Origin of the sequence: Streptomyces sp. NPDC006134, assembly GCF_040628835.1 — a bacterium.
Classification (GTDB): Bacteria; Actinomycetota; Actinomycetes; order Streptomycetales; family Streptomycetaceae; genus Streptomyces.
Window position 1 is genome coordinate 1 of the sequence record NZ_JBEXTV010000049.1, and the last position, 18,829, is coordinate 18,829.

20 protein-coding genes and 5 pseudogenes are annotated in these 18,829 nt (G+C 69.6%); 11 read left to right on the top strand and 14 right to left on the bottom strand.

Features of this window, described 5'->3' with window-relative positions; all coding sequences use genetic code 11:
• Nucleotides 1-89 precede the first annotated feature (89 nt).
• The 4 genes and pseudogenes from ABZ340_RS27185 to ABZ340_RS27200 all read right to left on the bottom strand — a co-directional run bounded on the left by ABZ340_RS27185 (nt 90) and on the right by ABZ340_RS27200 (nt 4,055).
• Nucleotides 90-946, bottom strand: a pseudogene (locus ABZ340_RS27185) (transposase).
• A 163-nt stretch (nt 947-1,109) separates the two neighbouring features.
• The gene (locus ABZ340_RS27190; RefSeq protein ID WP_358784462.1) at nt 1,110-2,195 is read right to left on the bottom strand and encodes a dihydrouridine synthase; all 1,086 of its coding nucleotides are present in this window, start codon (nt 2,193-2,195) and stop codon (nt 1,110-1,112) included.
• A gap of 111 nt (nt 2,196-2,306) precedes the next feature.
• The gene (locus ABZ340_RS27195) at nt 2,307-3,212 is read right to left on the bottom strand and encodes a hypothetical protein (RefSeq protein WP_358784463.1); all 906 of its coding nucleotides are present in this window, start codon (nt 3,210-3,212) and stop codon (nt 2,307-2,309) included.
• An 81-nt stretch (nt 3,213-3,293) separates the two neighbouring features.
• Nucleotides 3,294-4,055 carry a GntR family transcriptional regulator gene (locus ABZ340_RS27200; RefSeq protein WP_358784464.1) on the bottom strand — a complete coding sequence of 254 codons (762 nt, stop codon included), beginning with the start codon at nt 4,053-4,055 and terminating at the stop codon, nt 3,294-3,296.
• A gap of 119 nt (nt 4,056-4,174) precedes the next feature.
• Between ABZ340_RS27200 and ABZ340_RS27205 the strand changes: the two genes are divergently transcribed.
• A complete protein-coding gene (locus ABZ340_RS27205) occupies nt 4,175-4,429 on the top strand; it encodes a hypothetical protein (protein WP_358784465.1) in 255 nt (84 codons plus the stop codon).
• Nucleotides 4,426-5,286 carry a diaminopimelate epimerase gene (dapF, locus tag ABZ340_RS27210; protein ID WP_358784466.1) on the top strand — a complete coding sequence of 287 codons (861 nt, stop codon included), beginning with the start codon at nt 4,426-4,428 and terminating at the stop codon, nt 5,284-5,286. Before ABZ340_RS27205 ends, dapF begins: the two co-directional genes overlap by 4 nt.
• A gap of 605 nt (nt 5,287-5,891) precedes the next feature.
• Here the strand turns inward: dapF and ABZ340_RS27215 are convergent.
• The 4 genes and pseudogenes from ABZ340_RS27215 to ABZ340_RS27230 form a co-directional block, all read right to left on the bottom strand.
• Nucleotides 5,892-6,434 carry a hypothetical protein gene (locus ABZ340_RS27215; protein WP_358784467.1) on the bottom strand — a complete coding sequence of 181 codons (543 nt, stop codon included), beginning with the start codon at nt 6,432-6,434 and terminating at the stop codon, nt 5,892-5,894.
• Nucleotides 6,435-6,452: 18 nt separating this feature from the next.
• On the bottom strand, nt 6,453-7,340 hold the full coding sequence (locus ABZ340_RS27220) for a helix-turn-helix transcriptional regulator (RefSeq protein ID WP_358784468.1): 888 nt from the start codon (nt 7,338-7,340) through the stop codon (nt 6,453-6,455).
• Nucleotides 7,341-7,435: 95 nt separating this feature from the next.
• Complete coding sequence (locus ABZ340_RS27225) at nt 7,436-7,666, bottom strand: hypothetical protein (RefSeq protein ID WP_358784513.1); 231 nt, start codon at nt 7,664-7,666, stop codon at nt 7,436-7,438.
• A 645-nt stretch (nt 7,667-8,311) separates the two neighbouring features.
• Nucleotides 8,312-8,596, bottom strand: a pseudogene (locus tag ABZ340_RS27230) (transposase); the annotation flags it as partial.
• A gap of 72 nt (nt 8,597-8,668) precedes the next feature.
• Between ABZ340_RS27230 and ABZ340_RS27235 the strand changes: the two are divergent.
• A protein-coding gene (locus tag ABZ340_RS27235; protein WP_358784469.1) for an IS3 family transposase occupies nt 8,669-9,855 on the top strand; the annotation gives its coding sequence in 2 pieces (ribosomal slippage) (nt 8,669-8,959 and nt 8,962-9,855; 1,185 coding nt in all).
• A 120-nt stretch (nt 9,856-9,975) separates the two neighbouring features.
• Here the strand turns inward: ABZ340_RS27235 and ABZ340_RS27240 are convergent.
• Together ABZ340_RS27240 and ABZ340_RS27245 are read right to left on the bottom strand one after the other, a co-directional pair.
• On the bottom strand, nt 9,976-10,479 hold the full coding sequence (locus ABZ340_RS27240; protein WP_358784470.1) for a dihydrofolate reductase: 504 nt from the start codon (nt 10,477-10,479) through the stop codon (nt 9,976-9,978).
• The gene (locus ABZ340_RS27245) at nt 10,476-11,273 is read right to left on the bottom strand and encodes a thymidylate synthase (RefSeq protein ID WP_358784471.1); all 798 of its coding nucleotides are present in this window, start codon (nt 11,271-11,273) and stop codon (nt 10,476-10,478) included. The genes ABZ340_RS27240 and ABZ340_RS27245 overlap by 4 nt, the downstream gene beginning before the upstream one ends.
• A gap of 254 nt (nt 11,274-11,527) precedes the next feature.
• Here ABZ340_RS27245 and ABZ340_RS27250 point away from each other — a divergent pair, with 254 nt between their 5' ends.
• Together ABZ340_RS27250 and ABZ340_RS27255 are read left to right on the top strand one after the other, a co-directional pair.
• On the top strand, nt 11,528-11,650 hold the full coding sequence (locus ABZ340_RS27250; protein ID WP_358784472.1) for a hypothetical protein: 123 nt from the start codon (nt 11,528-11,530) through the stop codon (nt 11,648-11,650).
• A gap of 185 nt (nt 11,651-11,835) precedes the next feature.
• The gene (locus ABZ340_RS27255) at nt 11,836-12,354 is read left to right on the top strand and encodes a sigma factor-like helix-turn-helix DNA-binding protein (protein WP_358784473.1); all 519 of its coding nucleotides are present in this window, start codon (nt 11,836-11,838) and stop codon (nt 12,352-12,354) included.
• Between the two features lie 172 nt (nt 12,355-12,526).
• Here the strand turns inward: ABZ340_RS27255 and ABZ340_RS27260 are convergent.
• Nucleotides 12,527-12,764, bottom strand: a pseudogene (locus ABZ340_RS27260) (transposase); the annotation flags it as partial.
• A gap of 42 nt (nt 12,765-12,806) precedes the next feature.
• Between ABZ340_RS27260 and ABZ340_RS27265 the strand changes: the two are divergent.
• Entirely contained in the window at nt 12,807-13,082 is a 276-nt protein-coding gene (locus tag ABZ340_RS27265; RefSeq protein ID WP_358784474.1) for a hypothetical protein, read from the top strand.
• A gap of 191 nt (nt 13,083-13,273) precedes the next feature.
• Here the strand turns inward: ABZ340_RS27265 and ABZ340_RS27270 are convergent.
• Nucleotides 13,274-13,438: pseudogene (locus ABZ340_RS27270) on the bottom strand (LacI family transcriptional regulator); the annotation flags it as partial.
• Here ABZ340_RS27270 and ABZ340_RS27275 point away from each other — a divergent pair.
• Nucleotides 13,397-14,251 (top strand): hypothetical protein, encoded by an 855-nt coding sequence (locus tag ABZ340_RS27275; protein WP_358784517.1) that lies wholly within the window; start codon nt 13,397-13,399, stop codon nt 14,249-14,251. The pseudogene ABZ340_RS27270 and the gene ABZ340_RS27275 overlap by 42 nt on opposite strands.
• Before the next feature lie 58 nt (nt 14,252-14,309).
• On the opposite strand, the gene ABZ340_RS27280 is transcribed toward ABZ340_RS27275, so the two are convergent.
• A complete protein-coding gene (locus tag ABZ340_RS27280) occupies nt 14,310-15,017 on the bottom strand; it encodes a hypothetical protein (protein ID WP_358784475.1) in 708 nt (235 codons plus the stop codon).
• A 145-nt stretch (nt 15,018-15,162) separates the two neighbouring features.
• On the opposite strand from ABZ340_RS27280, the gene ABZ340_RS27285 reads away from it, so the two are divergent.
• From ABZ340_RS27285 to ABZ340_RS27295, 3 genes and pseudogenes are all read left to right on the top strand, one after another.
• Nucleotides 15,163-15,636, top strand: coding sequence for a LamG domain-containing protein (locus ABZ340_RS27285; protein WP_358784514.1), 474 nt, complete (start codon nt 15,163-15,165; stop codon nt 15,634-15,636).
• 11 nt (nt 15,637-15,647) lie between these two features.
• The gene (locus tag ABZ340_RS27290) at nt 15,648-16,103 is read left to right on the top strand and encodes a hypothetical protein (RefSeq protein WP_358784476.1); all 456 of its coding nucleotides are present in this window, start codon (nt 15,648-15,650) and stop codon (nt 16,101-16,103) included.
• A gap of 138 nt (nt 16,104-16,241) precedes the next feature.
• Nucleotides 16,242-16,463, top strand: a pseudogene (locus tag ABZ340_RS27295) (transposase); the annotation flags it as partial.
• Nucleotides 16,464-16,477: 14 nt separating this feature from the next.
• On the opposite strand, the gene ABZ340_RS27300 reads toward ABZ340_RS27295, so the two are convergent.
• A complete protein-coding gene (locus tag ABZ340_RS27300) occupies nt 16,478-16,669 on the bottom strand; it encodes a class I SAM-dependent methyltransferase (RefSeq protein ID WP_358784518.1) in 192 nt (63 codons plus the stop codon).
• A 609-nt stretch (nt 16,670-17,278) separates the two neighbouring features.
• Here ABZ340_RS27300 and ABZ340_RS27305 point away from each other — a divergent pair.
• Nucleotides 17,279-18,682, top strand: a complete 1,404-nt coding sequence (locus ABZ340_RS27305) for a Gfo/Idh/MocA family oxidoreductase (RefSeq protein WP_358784515.1) — start codon at nt 17,279-17,281, stop codon at nt 18,680-18,682.
• Nucleotides 18,683-18,829 lie beyond the last annotated feature (147 nt).

An 18,829-nucleotide genomic window follows, 5' to 3' on the forward strand; every position in this document is an offset into this window, starting at 1 on the left:
CCTTCGAGCTTCGGCATCTCGAAGATCAGCCGGTGGCCGTTCATCTATGCGGGCACCATCCCGATGCCGGAGCAAACCCCCGGATCAGGTCAAACCCGTACACCACTTCTCAGGACGCAACCGCAGCGGGTGGTGTCCGTTGTGGTGGTGAGGCCGGGGGTGTGCCAGGTGTCGGGCTTGGCGAGGGTGAGGATGTCGCCGTGGCGGCGCGGCCGTCCGCCGCGGGGCCCGGAGCGGGCGGGGCCTGGGTGGTGGAGCATGACGCGGTCCGAGTGCAGACGTCCGACCAGCATCACCGGGAGGTCGGTCAGGATGTGGGAGAGGTAGGCGGTGTCGTAGCCGGAGTCCATGACGGTCAGGATCTCGGGATCACCCGGCTGCCGGTGCCCGGCCGTGACCAACCGGGCGATGACGTCGCGGAGTTGGCGGGCGGTGATCTGGGTGGCGTCATCCGCCCGGCCCAGGCGGACCGCGTCCAGGAGAACGGCCCAGGAGGTGCGGCCCGTTTCCAGGGCGGCGACGAAGGAGTACGGCCAGCCCGGCACGAACTGGTCACTGCGGCGGTCGCCGGTCCGTAGACGTGGCAGAACAGCCGCTCGTCGCTGGTCGGCGCGTCAGGCCGAAGCCGGTGCGACACGTCCACCGCGAGCACGATCCGTCCGTCGGCCGCCCTCGGCAGCGGCAGGCCGGCCAGCACGCGGCGCAACCGCGCCGGCTCCAGCCAGCCCCGTTCCAGGGCGGCGTACAGGGCGCCGTGCCCGTGCAGGTGCTCGGCCGCCAGGGACAGCTCGACCGGTGTCTTCACCGGCCCGTCCGTGCACAGCACCGCGTCGGTGAGCTCGAAGAGCGCGTCCGCCCGCTGGTAGAGACACTCGTAGAACTCGACCCGAAAGCGGGACAACAGGCCCAACACCTCGCTTCCGGGCACACCGATGGGCGGACTCATCAGCAGCGGCCGTTCTCTCGTGCTTTGTGACTCGACATCTCGAAGCGTGGAGAACGGCCGCCTCCGCTGTCCCGGAAAGAATCACAGGTCAGCAGGACGAGTGTCCTACGAGGTCAAATGCCAAGCTCAGCCACGGCTGGGCAGTCTGTGATTCTTGTGCTGGTCAGACGGCCGCTGGACGTGTGATCTGTTTGGTGGGCTGGTTGAGGGCGTGGTGGTGGCGGCGGGCGACGGTGGTGGTGCCGATCAGGAGGCCATCGGGGGTGAAGTGGGGTGGGGCGAGGTGGGCTTCGAGGGTGGGGAGGTAGTTCCAGCGCACCGATGGGTGGGCGGAGTGTGCGTAGTGGTGGAGGTCGCCGTAGGGCAGCCAGGTGGCGGCGGCGAGGAGGGCCAGGGCGCGGTTGCGCGGGTACAGCCGCAGGCAGCGGCCGGCTTCCGTCCAAGCCGCGGTGCCGGTGCGGTGGTCGGGGTCGAACCAGGTGTGTTCCACCAGGAGCGACATCCATGCGAGTTGCGGGTACAGCAGCAGCCGTGGGATGAGGACGCCGTATGTGAGGGCCGACCAGCCCCCGGCCAGGTACGCGGTGCCGGCGACGATGCCGAGGGCGGCGGTGCGGTGCCAGGTGCCGGGGCCGTGCATGCCCCCTACGAGACCGGTGACGGTGGTACGGATACCGCGCGGGGTGAGCGGATGGATGAGCGTGGCCGCGTACTTCAGGCCGGTGGTGCCGGGGCGGAGCCCGGCTTGGCGGAGTTCGGCGAGGTTGGGATCGCTGGCCAGGGTGGCGTTGGGATGGTGGTCGCGGACGTGCCGGCGGCGGCGTACCGGAACGGGCCCGAGTGCGAGTGGGTGGTGGGCGAAGACCTCGGCGAGTATGTGATTGGCACGACTGGTGCGGGCGAGCACGCCGTGGACGGCGAAGTGACTGATCTCCTGGAGATGACGGAAGTGCACGGCCACGGCGGCCGCTGCGATTGTTGCGAAGAGTGGGCCGTCGGCGGAGAGCATCCACCATCCGGCGATCTGCACCCACTGGCCCGTGAGGAGCAGCAGTGGCGTGAGGGTGTTGGCGCGGGTGCGCTGGAGGGCTATGAGTTCCGATGCGTCGGCAGTGTGGGGGCGTCGGCGGGCGAAGTGAAAGCGGTCGATCTGGCGCAGTGCGATGCCAATGGTGATGACGCTTAGAGCGAGCAGCATGGCGTTCCCGTAGAAGCGACGGAAGGCGGGGTGGTCCCGCACAGGCGTCACGCACGGTACATCTAGTTAACTAGGTAATGGCAGGGGGTATCCATGACGCGAGGCGGCCTCCGCCCTGGTGGGGCGGAGGCCGTAGCGGTGACTTGGTCGTGCGGTCCGGTTCTACAGGGCGTCGACGGTGCGGGTGGCTCGCTGTTCGTCCCAGACGCCGGCGTCGAGCATGGAACGGGCAGCGGATTCGTATGTCTGCAGGGCGCGTGGGGCGGAGTCGGCACCGTTGCCCCACACGCCTTCGAAGCGATGGCGCCAGCGGTCGACGCCCTTGAAATAAACCGAGCTGCGGCCTCGGGTGTAGTCGGCGTCGCCCTGCTCTTCTTCGACCAGAACGGCGGCCTGGGCGAAGACGACGTAGTCGACGGCCTCGTCGGCGCGCAGCCGGTCGCGCACGGCGAGGCCGCAGGTGACGCCAATGTCACGGTGGCGGCCGATGAGCTCCAGGAGAGCCTGGGCGAACTCCTGTTTGAGCAGGTCGTCGCGGTAGACGATGAACAGGCGGTTGATGGTGCCGCCGAGTTCGGTGAATCGGCGGTTGGCCGCGAGGTATTCGCGACGCTGGGTCAGCAGCTGGGGGTTGGTGGTCAGGTCGGCGGCGAGGATCCGCTGGGGCTCGGAGGCCGCGTCGGTCAGGGTGGTGACCAGCAACGCGGACAGGCGGGGGACCTCGCTGGCGTAGACGCGCAGGTGGCCGTCTGCGATCTCGCCGTAGTCGGAGACGAGTTCGAGCTCGAGGTGGGCACGGACCAGGTCGTAGTACCGGGCGTCGTCCATGGCCTTGAGGTTATTGGCCCGCCGCAGGTGGATGTAGGCCCTTCGTGTCCACAGGTGACCGGCGGCGAGTATCAGGATGAGTACTCCCTGCAGCACGAGCAGGACCTTCAGGTTGATGCGTTCGACGGCCCAGCCGATCACCGGCATGACCAGGCCGGCGATGCCGATCAGGGCGCCGAGCGCGGGCGAGCCGAGTGCGTCCGTGATCCTCGTCAGCGGGTCGCGGCGCTGATTCGGCATGTCAGAAGTCCTCCCCCTTCGGCGGCCGTGCGGCCGCGCGATGTGTGAATCCCACGGTCCGGCTTGCGCGACCGGGTGGTGTCAGGTGCCCGGCGCGGACAGGGCGATCTCGTACTCGATGTCCCATCGGTCGGCCGGAACGAGAATGTCCGCGGTCTCCACGGCTCGGCCGGAGGTGTCGTAGTGGGTGCGCTCGATCAGCGTGGCCTGCGTCCCGGTGGCGATTCCCAGCAGGTGGGCCTGGTCACGGTCGGCCTGCACGGGGCGGAGGCGTTCGACGATCCGGGCGACGGTGATTCCGAGGTGTGCCATGCGGGCGATCACACCCGCACCCGCGAGGGGACCGCCCTCGGGCAGGACGACCACGGTGCCGCCTGTGATCGTCATGGGTTCCCAGCTGGTGACCAGCATCACCGGCTGCCTCTTGGTCAGGAACTCGTAGACCGTGCGTACGCAACTGTCTCCCGGCTGCACCCCAAGACGGTCCGCGATGGCCGGCGGGGCAGGGACCTTGGCGGTGGAGTCCGCCTCCCATGTGCCGGTGAAACCACCCGGCGCGATCCCGGCCCAGTCCTGCCCGGACCGCGGGGTGCGGTGCAGCGTGCGGCGCGCGACTGGTGGACGTACATACGTGCCCGATCCCGCACGGCCTTCGAGGACACCTTCGGTGATCAGCAGCTCCTGAGCGCGGCGGACGACGTTCTCCCCGACACCGAACTCGGCGCCGAGTTCGCTCCGTGAAGGCAGCCGGTCGCCCGGGGCCCAGGTGCCGTCGGCGATACGGTCCCGGATGACGGCCGCAACCTCCAAGTAAGGTGCGCCTGGTGAGCTGGAGCCAGCCATTGCTCTCCTTGAACCCACATTGCCGACCGGTCAGTACGCGTTGACAACCTAGTCCACTAGCTGAAAGCTAGTTAACTAGATGCGCTGTGTGTGAAGACCGGTGATGGATTGCGAGCGTCGTGGACAACAACCGCCAGCAAGCAGCAGTCCGGCATGCCACCGCCCAGCTCGCTGCCCTCACCGGAACCCAGCCCCGTGTCATGGAAGAAACGGGGACCATCCGCATCGAAACCGATGTCACCGAGGACTTGGTCCGCCACTGGGACCAGCTCCTCGCCGTCCTCGAACAGGGCACCACCTTCGGCCTCACCGACTCCGACACCGGCCAGATCGCCTGGCTGCGCTTCGAGACAGGAGAAACCACCGGCTCATGACCGCCCTCGCCGCCTCCCACGCTGGGCAACCCTTCGCCAAGGGGCACGGAGCTGGTAACGACTTCGTCATCCTGCCCGATCCGTACGGTTGTCTCACTCTGACCGCCCAGGAAGTGGCCGGTCTGTGCGACCGCCGCACGGGCATAGGCGCCGACGGCATCCTGCGCGCCGTACGCTGCTCCGCCGCCTCCGAAGCCGCGGGCATGACAGCCGAGGCCGAGTGGTTCATGGACTACCGCAACGCCGACGGCACCCTCGGCCAGATGTGCGGCAACGGCATCCGCGTCCTGGCCCGTTACCTCGTCGACACCGGATACTGCCCTCCGGGCCTCCTTGCCATCGCCACCCGTGCCGGCATCCGAACCGTGCACGTCTCGCACCGCACCGCCGACTTCGAAGGCCCCGTGACCGTCGACATGGGGCGCCCCTGCCTGTCCGGTCCCGCCGGTATCACGGTCACCGCCGGCGGACGCAGCTGGTCCGCTGCCCATGTCGATGTGGGCAACCCCCATGCCGTCGTCCTCGTCGATGATCTCCAACACCCCGGCGACCTCACCACACCTCCCGTCGTCAATCCGACCCACGCCTACCCTGATGGCGTCACCGTCGAGTTCGTCGTCCGTCGCAGCTCGCACCATCTGGCTCTGCGCGTCCACGAGCGCGGCGTCGGAGAAACCCGCGCCTGCGGCACCGGAGCCTGCGCCGCCGTCGCCGTTGCCCTGCGCACCGGCGCCGTAGCCGACGCTTTCACCGTCGACATGCCTGGCGGCCGGCTCCGTATAGCTGTTCTCCCCGACGGGTCCATGCAACTGACCGGTCCCGCCGCGATCGTCGCCCACGGCACCGTGCGCCTGTAGCGAAGACCGGACCCGGAGCCGGTTCCCGGCAAGGTTCGGCAAGGGAGCCTTCTCGGCCGACGCAGGTGAGGCACAGGCCGCGGCACGGTGTTTTCCGCGTGTGATCGGCCTGGGTCGGCTTGTCACCTGCCTGGGCGCCGGGCTCCTGGGACGGCACCCAGCTCCGCCGACGGGCAGCCGAGTCCTCGGAATCTGCCCACCGCTGTGCCATGCTGCGCCCGCTGTCCGAGAACCTGACAGCCAGCCGGTGAGGACGCCGCGAGGGGGCCGGTCCCGGACTGGCGGACCACCCTGGGCGCGACCCGTATGGTGCACTGCGACGACCGCGAGATCACCAGTGACGTCGCCTCTGTCCTCACCCGGTTCGGGAGACCGGACGGTATTGTGATCGTCTGTGTTTTGTGCGGGAGTGTGGCGGCTCGCAAGGGGGGAGCACGGGTTGGCCGTGCTGGATATCGCAACCGCCGACGACGAGACGGCTTTCCCCTTCCGGGGTGCGTCCTCGGCTTGCGGAAACCGCGGCTGCGGATCGCGCAATCCGGTATCTGGGCGTTCCCTGTGCACGTTGCCCGGTAGCCGAGCCCACCGGAAGGTGCGGTCCGGTGTCACTTCTTCTTGGTGTCTTCGACCAGTGCCCACAGGATGCGTGTGCGGTCGTCCGAGAGTTCGATGACGACCACGGTGGCCTCGTTCAGGGCGATCGAGGCGATGCCCTGGGCGCAGTGCTGGAATGCGTGCTCACGGCGGGTGCCGTCCGTTTCCACGGTGGTGGTGGCCGCCTGTCCTGGGCCGTCGCACTGGAAGTTGACGCGGTGGTGCCGTGCGCTGTCCGGGTGGTCGAAGCGCAGGGTGGCGGGCAGCCCGTCCGGGGAGATGCCGGTGCGGACGGGCTTCTCGGCGGAGGGGCGGTACTGCTTGAGGGCGGCGAGGAAGCGGGACGTCTGCCGGCCGGTGTCGTCCCGGCTGCCCTGCTCGCCTTCGGGCGTGCTGGACGTGAAGGTACCCGCCATGGCCAAGCCGATGGCGCACAGGGCTGCGATGCCCACGGTGGCGACGGTGGCGGCTGGTCGTTCCCTGCCATAGAACCGTTCCGGCTTGTCGAAGGCGGCGAAGCGGGTGTCACGCCAGCCGGTCCGTCTGGTCTGCAACCCTGGCTGTCCAATCTGCTATTCGCTGCTGGGGCCCGCTCTTCCCGGTGCGCTGGGCGAGCGGGCGTACGTGGTGATCGCGGCGGCGATCAGGGTGAGGGCCGGCCCGCCGCGATGGGCCAGTTCGGTCAGTCGCGTGAAGTCCTCCAGGTACCGCTTGACCTCACCGGCCTGTTTGACGGTGAGGAAGGCGGAGACGAGCTCGACGTTGACCTGGCGGTCGTCGAACACCCAGAAGTCCTCGACCGGTGGCATGAGGCTGCGGTCGGCGTTCATGGGGATGATCCCCAGACTGACCGAGGTGAGCACGCTCGCCTCCAGCAGGCGGCTGAGCTGCTCGACCATGACCTCTTGCGGTCCCACACGCCGGTAGAGCACGGACTCCTCCAAGACGATGTCGAACTGCTTGCCCCTTTCGGTGAGGACTCTCTGCTTGTCCATGCGGGTGCCGACCGCGGCCTCCACGTCGTCGGGGAGGTCGCGGCGTTCCCGGATGCCGGCCAGGACGGCCCTGGTGTAGGCGCGCGTCTGCAGCGGGCCCGGGACCAGGTTCTGGGCGTACGCCTTGAACCGGCGTGTCTGCTCCCACAGGGGCAGGACGCTTTCCTGGGCGTGCTTGAGCCCCGCCTTCTCCATGGCCCGCCATTCGACGTACATGCCGTCGATGCCACGGGCGATGTCGATGAGTTCCGCCGCGGCGGCCTCTTCTCCGCAGGCCCGTGTCCAGGCTTCGATATCGGTCGGGGACGCGGCGGCATGGCCGTTCTCGATACGGCTGCACTTCGACTCGTGCCAGCCACACCGGCGCGCCAGTTCCCGGGCCGTCAGGCCGTGCTTCTGCCGCAGGGCGCGTAACCGCTGTCCCAGGGCGAGCCGGGCTTCGCGGATGCTTGAAGAGGTAGGCATGCGGACAGTGTGCAGCGTTCCGGCACCCAGCCTCTAACCGCACGAATGCCCAACTCACCCGCGAGAAGGGAACTTTATCCGGCTATGCGCTTCACCTATTTTGCGGATCTGTGCGGCATGGTGTCGCGCGTCGGGAACAGGGCGAGCAGCCGTGCGGGGAACTCGACGACGGTCTCGTGGTCGGGCACGATGACGGACCCCAGGCGGGAAGGGTCGTCCACCTTCCACGACTGCAGCAGGTAACTGTCCGTTTCGTCGTCATAGTAGAGCGTGGGACTGCCGTTGTTCGGGCTCTCCGGGTCTTTGCACAGCAGGTGCAGCGCCACAGAAACCTCCATGTGGCCGGGGGCATCTTGACCCTTCGAGGGTGAATGATCGCAGACCGTAACGCTGTGACCTTGCGGATACTTGCAGCTTCTACTTGCGGAAACGGTGGGAGTGTGCAGAAATTTGCGCCCCTTTACTACTGTCAACCTGATAGGCGGCCCGGTTCTCCGGCCAGTACCGGCAGAAGACCTCTCGGGGAGTACCGGGCAGGGGGCATTGACCGGTGATGCCCTCCCCAGGTTGACGGGGGCAAGGATCAGATGCGTACGAGCTGCCCAGCACCGACGACTACGGCGGAACACCCCCGCGGACGCGGGAGTGTTCCGGCCCGGGACGGCACCGACACCTGGGGACTGCTGCCTCCCTGCCGGCGCGGGGGTGTTCCGTGGGCCGGGATCATGACAGTCATCATCCCGCTGCCCTTCCGGCTGGGGTGGCGACCGCCGCAAAGGAGCCGTCGGTGATCAACTCTGGAGGGTTCGGAACGCGAGACCAACCGTCTCTTGGAGAAAGGCGCCCTGTAGTCGGTGATCAGCTCTGAAGGACTTGGAACGCCAAGAGTCAGCGGGTAGTGGAGCGCTGTGACGGTGATCACCTTTGACGAAGCCCGGACTGGGGTCCGGTGGAGAGTGGGCGCTTATTGATCAGAAACTCATGGGGTTCTCGTCCATGACGTAGCAGACGTGTGGGCCGCCGAAGTAGCCGCGGACGATGTGCGGCTGAGGCTGGCGCCTGCGGAAGAAGCGGCGGGTCTCGGCGGCGAGTTCGGCCTGATCGCGGGCCCGGTGCTGCTTGGGCAGGCTGTGCTTGAGATCCGCGTTGACCAGCTCGTCGGGGTTCAGCTCGGGCGAGTACGGGGGGAGGAAGTGCAGTTCGACATCATCGGGGTGGGCGGCGAGCCAGTCGCGGACCTTCTTGGAACGGTGGGCGGAAGGGACTGCTGCGGGGTTGGGTGACATCTGACCTGGCTTCGCCGTGAGGCGGGCTGGAAGGATGGAGCAATGCCCAAGCCGTATCCCAAGGAGTTCCGCGAGGACGTCGTGCGGGTCGCGTGTGACCGCGAGCCCGGCGTGACGCTGGAACAGGTGGCCGCTGACTTCGGGGTCCATCCGGCCTCTCTGACGAAGTGGCTGCGCCGCGCGGAGACCGAGAACAGCACCGCCACCAGGCCCGCGACGGCGCCGGTCGAGTCGGCCGAGCTGCGCGAGGCCCGCAAGCGGATCCGGATGCTTGAGCAGGAGAACGAGGTGCTCCGGAAGGCCGCGGCCTATCTGTCGCAGGCGAACCTGCCGGCAAAATGATGTACCCGCTCGTCCGCGAGCTGGCCGCCGCCGATGCCCCTGCAAGGGTGCCGGTGGCGGTGACGTGCCGGGTACTGGGTCTGGCCCGCCGGCCCTACTACCGGTGGCTGGCCCGTCCGGTCACCGACGCGGAACTGACCGGGGCCCACCGGGCCAACGCCCTGTTCGACGCCCACCGCGACGATCCCGAGTTCGGCCACCGCTTCCTCGTCGACGAAGCAAGGGCCGCCGGCCAGGTGATGGCCGAGCGGACCGGATGGCGGATCTGCCGCGACAACCGCTGGTGGAGCGTGTTCGGCAAGCGCAAGGGCCGCGGCAAGAATGCGAAGGTCGGTCCGCCGGTGCACGATGACCGGGTCCGGCGCGACTTCACAGCCGCGGCACCGAACAGGCTGTGGCTGACCGGCATCACCGAGCACGCCACCGGCGAGGGAAAGCTCTACCTGTGCGCGGTCAAAGACGTGTACTCCGGCCGCATCGTGGGCTACTCCATCGACTCGAGGATGAAGTCCCGCCTCGCGATCTTTGCCCTGGAATCCGCGGTCGCCCGCCGTGACCAGGTCGCCGGATGCGTCGTCCACTCCGATCGCGGATCTCAATTCCGCGCACGGAAGTACGTGGCCGTCCTCGCACGTCACAGCATGATCGGCTCGATGGGAAGAGCCGGTGCGGCCGGCGACAACGCAGCCATGGAGAGCTTCTTCGCGCTGCTGCAGAAGAACGTCCTCGACCGCCGGCCCTGGCGGACCCGGGACGAACTCCGGATCGCCATCGTCACCTGGACCGAGCGCACCTGCCACCGCAGACGGCGCCAGGTCCGCCTGGGCCGATTGACGCCCATCGAGTACGAAACCATCATGGTCCCGCACACAACACTCGCTGCGTAAACCCGACTGTCACCCGATCACGCAGCAGTTCCGGACCTGGGTATCAGGGCGGCTACGGGTGCCCGACCCTCGCATGGCGCGGGAGGAGACCGCCGCCGCCCCGAGGTTGTGAGCCGACCGTCACCGGGTGTACCTGCGGATGCGGTAGCGCAGTCCGGACACGGAAGACTGCCAGCCTTTGTCCTCGGTGACTCTCCACGCCGGGCCCGGTGCCGGCGCATAGGTGTCGCCGTCCACCGTCCAGTCGACCTCGGTCACCGAGAGCATGGTGGCGTACCCCAGGGCGGCCCGGTAAATCTCCCCGCCTCCGATCACCCATACTGCGGCAGGGGCAGCTCGCTCCAACGGCTCGGCTGCGAGCTCCAGAGCCTGAGCGACAGACCCGGCGCGTTCGGCACCACTGGCCACCCACTGCGGATCACGAGTCACCACGATGTTGCGCCTGCCGGACAGCGGGCGGAATCGTGGGGGCAGCGAATCCCACGTCTTGCGCCCCATCACCACGGGATGGCCGAGGGTGGTTGCCTTGAAATGTGCCATGTCCTCAGGCAGGCGCCACGGAATCGCATTGTCCGCACCGATCACGCCATTGAGGGTCTGCGCCCAGATCAGCCCGACGTTCACACCGCGACCGGGGCTTTGATGGCCGGGTGGTGCTGGTAGTCGAGCACCTCCACATCGGCGTAGGCATAGTCGAAAAGCGAGTCGGCTTGGCGCAGACGCAACGTGGGAAACTCGAACGGGGTGCGCGAGAGCTGCTCGGTCACCTGCTCGACGTGATTGTCGTAGATGTGGCAGTCGCCGCCGGTCCAGATGAAGTCGCCGGCCTTGAGGCCGGTCTGCTGAGCCAGCATGTGCGTGAGCAGGGCATAGCTGGCGATGTTGAACGGGACGCCGAGGAACAGGTCAGCGCTGCGCTGGTACAGCTGGCAGGAGAGCTTGCCGTCGGCGACGTAGAACTGGAAGAAGGCGTGACAGGGCGCGAGAGCCATCTTGTCCAGCTCGGCGACGTTCCAGGCGGAAACGATCATCCGGCGGGAGTCCGGGTCCCGGCGTAGAGTGTCGAGAATCTCGCTGATCTGGTCGATGTGCCTGCCGTCCGGGGCGGGCCAGGACCGCCACTGTGCGCCGTAAACCGGACCGAGTTCGCCGTTCGCGTCGGCCCATTCGTCCCAGATGGTGACTCCGTGCTCCTGCAGCCAGCCGACGTTCGAGTCGCCACGCAGGAACCAGAGCAGCTCGTACACGATGGACCTGAGATGCACCTTTTTGGTGGTGATCAGCGGGAACCCCTGCGAGAGGTCGTAGCGTAGTTGGTGCCCGAAGACACTTCGGGTGCCGGTGCCCGTCCGGTCGGCTTTGGCCGTCCCGGAGGTAAATACCAGCCGCAACAGGTCTTCGTACTGGGTGTCCGCCATGATGGTCGAGTCTACTGGCCGTCGACAGGCGCGTACTCGACGGTCACCTCTCCCCGTACGGGCCCTGGTGTCCTGGCTCAGGCACCAGCCGCAAGGGGCGAGGGGGATCGTGCGGTCGCTGTCGTGGCGGCCTTCTCGTCGTGCTCGCGCAGCATCCGCATGACGGTGGCGGGCCCCTCTTCGTACCGGTGGTGATGGCGAGTCGCTTGGCGATGCCGCGCAGGCTCACCTCCTGGTCGCGCAGGTGGAGGGCCATGGACGGCATCGACTCGTCGGTGACGCCCGCGCCACAGGTGGCTCGCCGGGCGGGCTGGTGTTTCATGAGCGGCCACCTGTGCAACATCGCCCTGCGTCGCTGGTCCGAGCGTCCGGGCTGAGGGAGCTGTCGGCAAAGATCCGGATTTCGGATGGCCACGCTGAATCCGCAAGCTGGAGGAGGCCGCGATCTGTATGGGTGACGGGCGCGGACCAGGACGGTCTGACCAGGGGACTCGCTCGGAGCCGGATGGGCGCGGTACCGGCCCGCGGTGTTCTCGGGGTGGCCTGCCGGCTGCTGGGGAGTGTGGCCGATGCCGAGGACGTGGCCCAGGACGTGTGGCTGCGGGTGGCCGGAGCGGATCTGCAGCGCGTCGATGATCTGCGGGCGTGGCTGGTGACGGTGGCCGCGCGGCGGTCGTACGACATCCTCAAGAGTGCCAGGGCCCGTCGGGAGACCTATGTCGGGCCATGGCTTCCGGAACCACTGCTGACCGGGCCCGACGCATCACAGGCGGTCCTCGTCGATGAGTCCGTCGGTTCGGCGATGCTCCTGATCATGGAGGAACTGTCCCCGCCGGAGCGGGTGGCCTTTGTCCTGCACGATGTCTTCGGTCTCGAGTTCGGCCGGATCGCTGAAGTGCCGGACGTCCCCGTGCCGGGTGCCCGGCAGTTTGCCTCCAGGGCACGACGGCGGGTGGCCAAGGCGAAGCAGTCCATGTCCCAGGCGTCGAAGGCGGAACGCGAACGCGTGCTCACCGGCCCCGCGACGTGGAAGGCACCAAGATCGATGACGGTGTCCCCGGGGCCGTTCTCCCGCCCGTGAGCTGGTCCATGATCCGTCTCACCGCCCGCTGAACCGTCTACCGCATCGCTGTTCACGGGCCCGACGACGAGCCCGAATCCAAGCAGCAGGGAATGCGCAGCACTACTTCGTCCTTCCCCCCGGTCCGGCGCAGAGCATTTCTCGGCGCGCCCGCCGGTGTGTCGGCCACCGGCGGGCAGGACGCGGTATCGGCGGCGGCATGCACGCTGACCGCGCCCTGGCCGTTCGCCCACTTGCCCAGGGCACCGCAGTACTGCCGGGCAACCCCCACCGGCGCTGTCCCGCACGGGGGAAACGACGCATCGTCGATCCCCCACGCCTCAGGAGCGATCGCCCCGCACCACCCGTTCGGCGATCCGCCGCCGCACCGGCAGCGGGCCCCACGGCGGCTGGTTCACGGACTGCGGGACGGTGACCTCGGCCGTTATGCCGGCCGCGGGGTGCGCCGCGCGGTGGGTCATGTCCGTACGGTGCTCGCCCACGCCGTACGCGGACTGGACGCCACCGGCATCCGCACCGTCGACGCCGCGCTGGAGAACGCCGACGGCACCGCGGGTCTGGGGCGGCTCGGGGTCAACGCGGCGCTCGCGGTGTCCGTCGCCGCCGCGCTCGCCGGTGCGGCGGGTCAGGGGCTGCCGCTGTACCGTGCGCTCGCCGGGGAGGTGCGGGTCCGGCTTCCGTTGCCGATGGCCGGCACCGTCTCGGGGGAGGGCACGCGGCGGGGCTGATCGACGTCCAGGACGTCCTGGTCATCGCCGTCAGGCGCAGCCTGCGCCGGCGCCGACGCGACGTCCTCGACGGCTGCCTCACCGGCACCGGCCTGCCCACACCATCACGACGGCATCACGCTTTGAAGGCCGGTGGGCGCGGGGTGGCCTGGTGCCGCCCCAGGCGTTCGGGGGCACGAGGTACCAGGCACTCACCACACCCCGTCACGCTCCGCCGCTCCCTCGGTGCTCTCACGCAGGATGAGCCGGTGTGCCACGACGCGGTCCTGCGGGCTCGCCGAGCCGGGGCGGCCCGCGTCGTCCGGGGTCTCCGGGTGCGTCGCCTCGTCGATGCGGCGCAGCAGCAGGACCTGTACTTCGACGGCTGCTCCACCGTCGTCACGGCCAAGGGGCCCGGCGGGCTCGACCTCGCCGGCGGCATGACCGTCGACGTGTGGATCGCCCCCTACGCCTACGAGCACGGCATCGACGGCAAGCCACAGGCCCGGGTCAACCAGCACGACCCGGGCGCGAGGACCGGCTTCCTGCTCGGCCTGCGCCGCTTCGGGCAGATCGTCTTCCAGCTCGGCTTCGGCACCGACCTGGCCGAGGTCACGGGAGCCCCGGACCGGCCGGCCGCCAAGGGCAGGTGGAGCCACGTCGCCGCCACCTACGACCCGCCGCGCCCGGCGGACGTCGACGCGCTGCCCCACCACGACTTCGCCACCGGCGACCTCACCGGATGGACCGTCGTCTCCGGTACGGCCTTCAGCGACGCGAACGTCACCACCCGCACGGACTGGGGCTGGGGCGGCCCCTTCTACCAGGCCGAGACCCAGGACGACCCGGCCGGCCACCACCTGTGGGGCTTCAGCCCCTCCGCAGGCGGCGACGGCGCCACCGCCGTCCTGCGCTCCACCCCCGTGGTCCTCGGCGGAGACGGCGTGATCGACCTGCTCGTGTCCGCCGGCGACGACCCCGACCGGCTCTACGCGGCCGTCGTCCGCGCCGACGACGGCAAGGTACTGGCCAAGGCCACCGGCCGCGGCACCGAGCAGTACCGCCGCGTCGTCCTCGACCTCTCCGCCCACATCGGCGACCGGATCCACATCGAGGTCGTCGACCGGGCCGACGGGGGCTGGGGCCACATCAACGTCGCCGACGTCAACGTCCCCGTCCGGCGCTCCTGAACCCCCGGCCCCGCCCCGCGTACGCGTCGGCCCAGGGCCGGCGTCCCGCTCCGCCCGATCAGACCGACCCCACACCGAGGGAGGTTCGTATGCGAACCCGTGCACCATCGAGCTCCACGGCCAGAAGCAGTCTGATGCGGCTGCTGTTCGCGCTCGCGATATGCCTGGGCCTGACATCACCACTGACGACGCAGACCGCCGGCGCGGCCGGAACCAGCCTGTCGAACCCCGGCTTCGAGTCCGGCGACCTCAGCGGCTGGACCACCACCGGAACCGCTTCGACGGGGCCGTCACCGACGACCCGGGCTGGGGCTGGGGCTGCTGCTTCAACCAGCAGGGCTCCTACCACCTGTGGGGATTCGCCGGGGGCGGCGACGCCGCCCCCGGGACCGTGACGTCCGAGCCGTTCACCCTGACCGGTACCGGCATGGTCAGCGCACTGGTCTCCGGCGGCCGCAACGAGAACGACCTCCACGCCGCCCTGACCACCCTCGACGGGACCGTCCTGCACAAGGCCACCGGGACCGACGACGAGGCGTACCGCCGCGTCACCCGGGACGCCCGCGGACACCTCGGCGAACAGCTGCGCATCACCGTCGTGGACAAGGCCGCCGGCGGCTGGGGCCACATCGACCTCGACGACGTCTGCGTCGGCACCGACCCGGCACCCGATCCCTCCCCGCGGGGCCTCGCCGCCCACTGGGACTTCACCGAGGGCCAGGGGACCCACGACCAGGGAGAAGGTCAGCCAGGCCGCCGACCCCATCAGCTACGTCTTCAACGACGCGCAGTACAAGCCGGACAGCGACCCGCTCTGGCGCCCGAGGAACGAGGCCGACGGCGTCCTCTCCGGCGCCCTGCTGTTCGACGGCTACTCCACCTGGGGCACCCGCGCCGCGGCGCAGACGCAGCTGCCCGCGGACGGCCTGACCGTCGAGGCGTGGGTCGCGCCGCGCGCCTTCGAGTGGGGAGACGAGGGCAAACCGTCCGCCGTCGTCAACCAGCAGGACAAGGCGGCCGAGCGAGGCTTCTCCCTCGGTGTCGGCCGGCACGGCAGATGGCAGTTCGGGATCGGAACCGGCGACGCGTGGTACGAGACGACGGTCCCGAAGACGGCGGCCCTGGCCGCGGGCAAGTGGGCGCACCTGTCGGCCGTCTTCGCCCCGCGTGAGGGAGAGATCAGGCTCTTCCTCAACGGCGAGCAGGTCGCCCAGACCTCCGTCCCGACCACCGCACGGCTGGCCAAGGCCGACGTTCCCCTGATCATCGGCCGCCACAACCAGCCCGCCGTCGTCAACGGCACGTTCGCCGTCAACATGTTCAACGGACTCATCGACGAGGTGAAGATCCACGACAGCGCCCTCACCCCGGCGACAGCGACCTGACCGAGTGGAAGATGCACCCCACCCTCGTCACCAGCCAGACCGCCGGCCTGGACGTCGGCGCCGGACGCAAGGTCCGCTTCGGTGACTTCCGCGATCCCTTCGTCTGGAAGGAGGTTGACACCTGCTTCCAGCTGATGGGCTCCGGCGTCCAGGCCACCGACGGCAAGGTCATCGGCGGCACCGCGCTCCTCTACACCTCCAAGAACCTCACCGACTGGACCTACTCGGGCCCCCTGATGGTCGGTGACGTGGCGGCCCACTCCAGGACCGGTCAGGTGTGGGAGCTGCCCACCTTCCTGCCCATCGGCAAGGACGCCCAGGGCCGCGAGCGCCGGGCGCTGCTCGTCAACCCGGCCTTCCCCGCCGGGACTGACCCGGCCACTCTGTCCGATGGCCTCGGACACCCACGCCCATGCCGGCCCGGTCCGCGAGCTCGCCGCGGTCCGGGCCGGCGCACAGCCCGGTGACGCTGTTCGCGGACATGTACGACTCGGGCCACTGCCCACCAGGGCGGGCGTCCCGCGTCGCGCTCCGGCTTGCAGGCCGCTTCTGACGGCTCTTGGTGGGCTGGGCGGACCTCGTGGTCGCCCGGGCAGGACGCCCGTATGGTGCGGCGCCACGGACTCACGGACGCGCAGTGGCGGAAGACCGACCCCCTCCTGCCCGGCAACGGCAAGCCGGGCGGGCAGTGGGCGGATCACCGCAGGGCGATCAACGGGGTGCTGTTCCGGGCCCGGACCAAAGTGCCCTGGCCCGACCTGCCGGAACGGTACGGTCCCTGGCAGACCGTCTGCGAGCGTCACCGCCGCCGGTCGGCCGACGGCACCTGGCAGACCGTCCTTCAGGAGTTACGGAACGAGGTGGATGCCGGTGACTTGCCGTCCGAGTTGGTGTGCAGCGCGGGGAAGAGCAGCCGTCCGCCCGGCTTGAGAGCGTTGGCCAGGGCGGGCAGCAGCCGGTCGGGGTTCCGGTACGGCAGGGAGCCGACGGAGTAGATGAGGTCGCACGGATCGGCGCCGCACAGGTGGGCCACGGCGTCGGCGCACACCAGGCGCGGCCCGGGGCAGCGGCGATGCCGCAAAGAGGGCTGCAGAAAGGGCTGCGGAAACGGATCGGCCCTCGTCCCGCTCACCGTGGCGGAGATCCGGCGGTTCCTGGACGCTCTCCTGCCCGCCCGCGAGCCGGCCGCGATCCCGTCACCCCCACACCGCACTGGTCGGCCCGGCGAAGACGCCGCCAGGCCGTCGTCCGCCGCTGCCCTGCCGAAAACGCAGCTCAGGACATGAACCGCTGCCGGAGTATTGACTTCATGGCAAGCGTTTTCCCCAAGCTGGTATCCCAGGGCCCGATGCGCCCGACGACGGGACGACGGGACGACGGAGGGAGACCGGCGTGACCTGGTCGCCGCCCGGCGCACGGTCACCGCCGGTCGTGACCGTGTGCCCGTCCGCCGTACTCGAACCCCGGACGGGGGCACACGCAGCGGCCTGCCGAGCGTACAGGCCGGCTGCCCCCACGCCCCCACCCCATCCGCGACCGACGAAAGCCGGAGATACACGTGACCGAGCGCAGCCCCGTGGACCAGAACCCGACCGCGCCCTTGCCGGCGTCGAGTGTCAGTGCCGCCGCCGGCCCCGGCGTGGTGGGTGATTTCGCACCGCCTGTCGCAGGCCGGCCTCGCCGCCGGTACGCGATCGCCGGCACCGGTCACCGCGCCGGCATGTATGTCGCCGCCCTGACCGGCGACCACGCCGATGTCGGTGAGATCGTGGCATGGCTGGACCCCAACCTCGCCCGCATCGACTACTACGACATCCAGGTTGGCCGTGCCCTCGGCCGTGGAGCGGCGGGGCTGCCCCGCTACACCCCCGAAGGGCTCGAGCGCATGGTCGCCGAGCAGCGGGTCGAGACCGTCGTCGTCACCAGCGTCGACCGTACGCACGCCGACCTGGTGGACCGCAGCCTGCGGGCCGGCGCCGATGTCGTGGTGGAGAAGCCGCTCGCCACCGACGCCGCCGGCTGCCGGCGCATCATCCGGGCCGTCGCCGACACCGGCAACGACCTGGTGATGACCTTCAACTACCGTTACGCGCCCCGCAATGCGACCCTGCGACAGGTCATCGCCGACGGCATGATCGGCGAGGTCACCGGCGTCCACTTCGAGTGGGTCCTGGACACGATGCACGGCGCGGACTACTTCCGCCGCTGGCACCGGGAGAAGACCGACTCCGGCGGTCTGCTCGTCCACAAGGCCAGTCACCACTTCGACCTCGTCAACTGGTGGATCGACGACGTGCCCGTCCGCGTCTACGCCTCGGGGGCGCTGCGCTTCTACGGTGACGCCAACGCCGCTGCCCGCGGCATGGGGCCCCGCCCCGAGCGGGGCACCGGCGCGGGCCCCGACCCCTTCGCGCTCGACCTGCGTGCCGATCCCCGGCTGGAAGCCCTCTATCTGCGGGCCGAGCAGCATGACGGATACCGCCGTGACCAGGACCCGTTCGCCCCGGGCGTCACCATCGAGGACAACATGTCCGTCCTGGTCGACTACCGGCGCGGGGCCACCCTGACGTACGCGCTCAACGCCCACAGCCCGTGGGAGGGGTACCGGGTCTCGGTGAACGGCACGCTCGGCAGGGCCGAACTCACCGTCGTCGAGCGAGGACACGTCCAGCTCGACGGTGAGGGCAACGTCGTCCTCGACCCCTCCGCCACGCGTGAGGCCCCTGCTGCCGACCCGGTCCGTCCTGCCGAGGAGCGCCTCGTCGTGCAGAAGCACTGGAGCCGCGCGGAGGAGGTGATCATCCCTGACGGGATCGGCGGTCATGGGGGAGGGGACGCCCTTCTCCTGATGGACGTCTTCCGGCGCGACCTGCGCTTGCAGGCGGATCCCCTGGGCCGCCCGGCGGGATACCTCGACGGTGTGCGTGCCGTGGCCGTCGGTATCGCGGCGAACCGGTCGATGCTGTCCGGGCAGCCCGTCCTCGTCGACGAGCTGGACCTGGGGGTGTCACTGGAGGAGGTCCCCGGTCCGCGAGCCAGACCGTAGGGACCCGACCGCATTCGAGCGGGCCGGGCGAGCCCTCCGGTTCGCCGGAGCCACTTCTGCCGCCCGGCAGGGAAAGCCACGCCGGGCACCGTCTCCGGCAGCACGCTCTCCGCCGTCACCCTGCCCTGCCCTGCCCCGGCCCGACGC

Excerpts from the sequence above, each read along its gene's own strand:
- ABZ340_RS27200 (WP_358784464.1), bottom strand. The coding sequence starts at position 4,055 with ATGGCTGGCTCCAGCTCACCAGGCGCACCTTACTTGGAGGTTGCGGCC.
- ABZ340_RS27220 (WP_358784468.1), bottom strand. The coding sequence starts at position 7,340 with ATGCCTACCTCTTCAAGCATCCGCGAAGCCCGGCTCGCCCTGGGACAG.
- ABZ340_RS27290 (WP_358784476.1), top strand. The coding sequence starts at position 15,648 with ATGCACCCCACCCTCGTCACCAGCCAGACCGCCGGCCTGGACGTCGGC.
- ABZ340_RS27195 (WP_358784463.1), bottom strand. The coding sequence starts at position 3,212 with ATGCCGAATCAGCGCCGCGACCCGCTGACGAGGATCACGGACGCACTC.
- ABZ340_RS27250 (WP_358784472.1), top strand. The coding sequence starts at position 11,528 with ATGGACGGCATCGACTCGTCGGTGACGCCCGCGCCACAGGTGGCTCGC.
- ABZ340_RS27245 (WP_358784471.1), bottom strand. The coding sequence starts at position 11,273 with ATGGCGGACACCCAGTACGAAGACCTGTTGCGGCTGGTATTTACCTCC.
- ABZ340_RS27280 (WP_358784475.1), bottom strand. The coding sequence starts at position 15,017 with ATGGGGTCGGCGGCCTGGCTGACCTTCTCCCTGGTCGTGGGTCCCCTG.
- dapF (WP_358784466.1), top strand. The coding sequence starts at position 4,426 with ATGACCGCCCTCGCCGCCTCCCACGCTGGGCAACCCTTCGCCAAGGGG.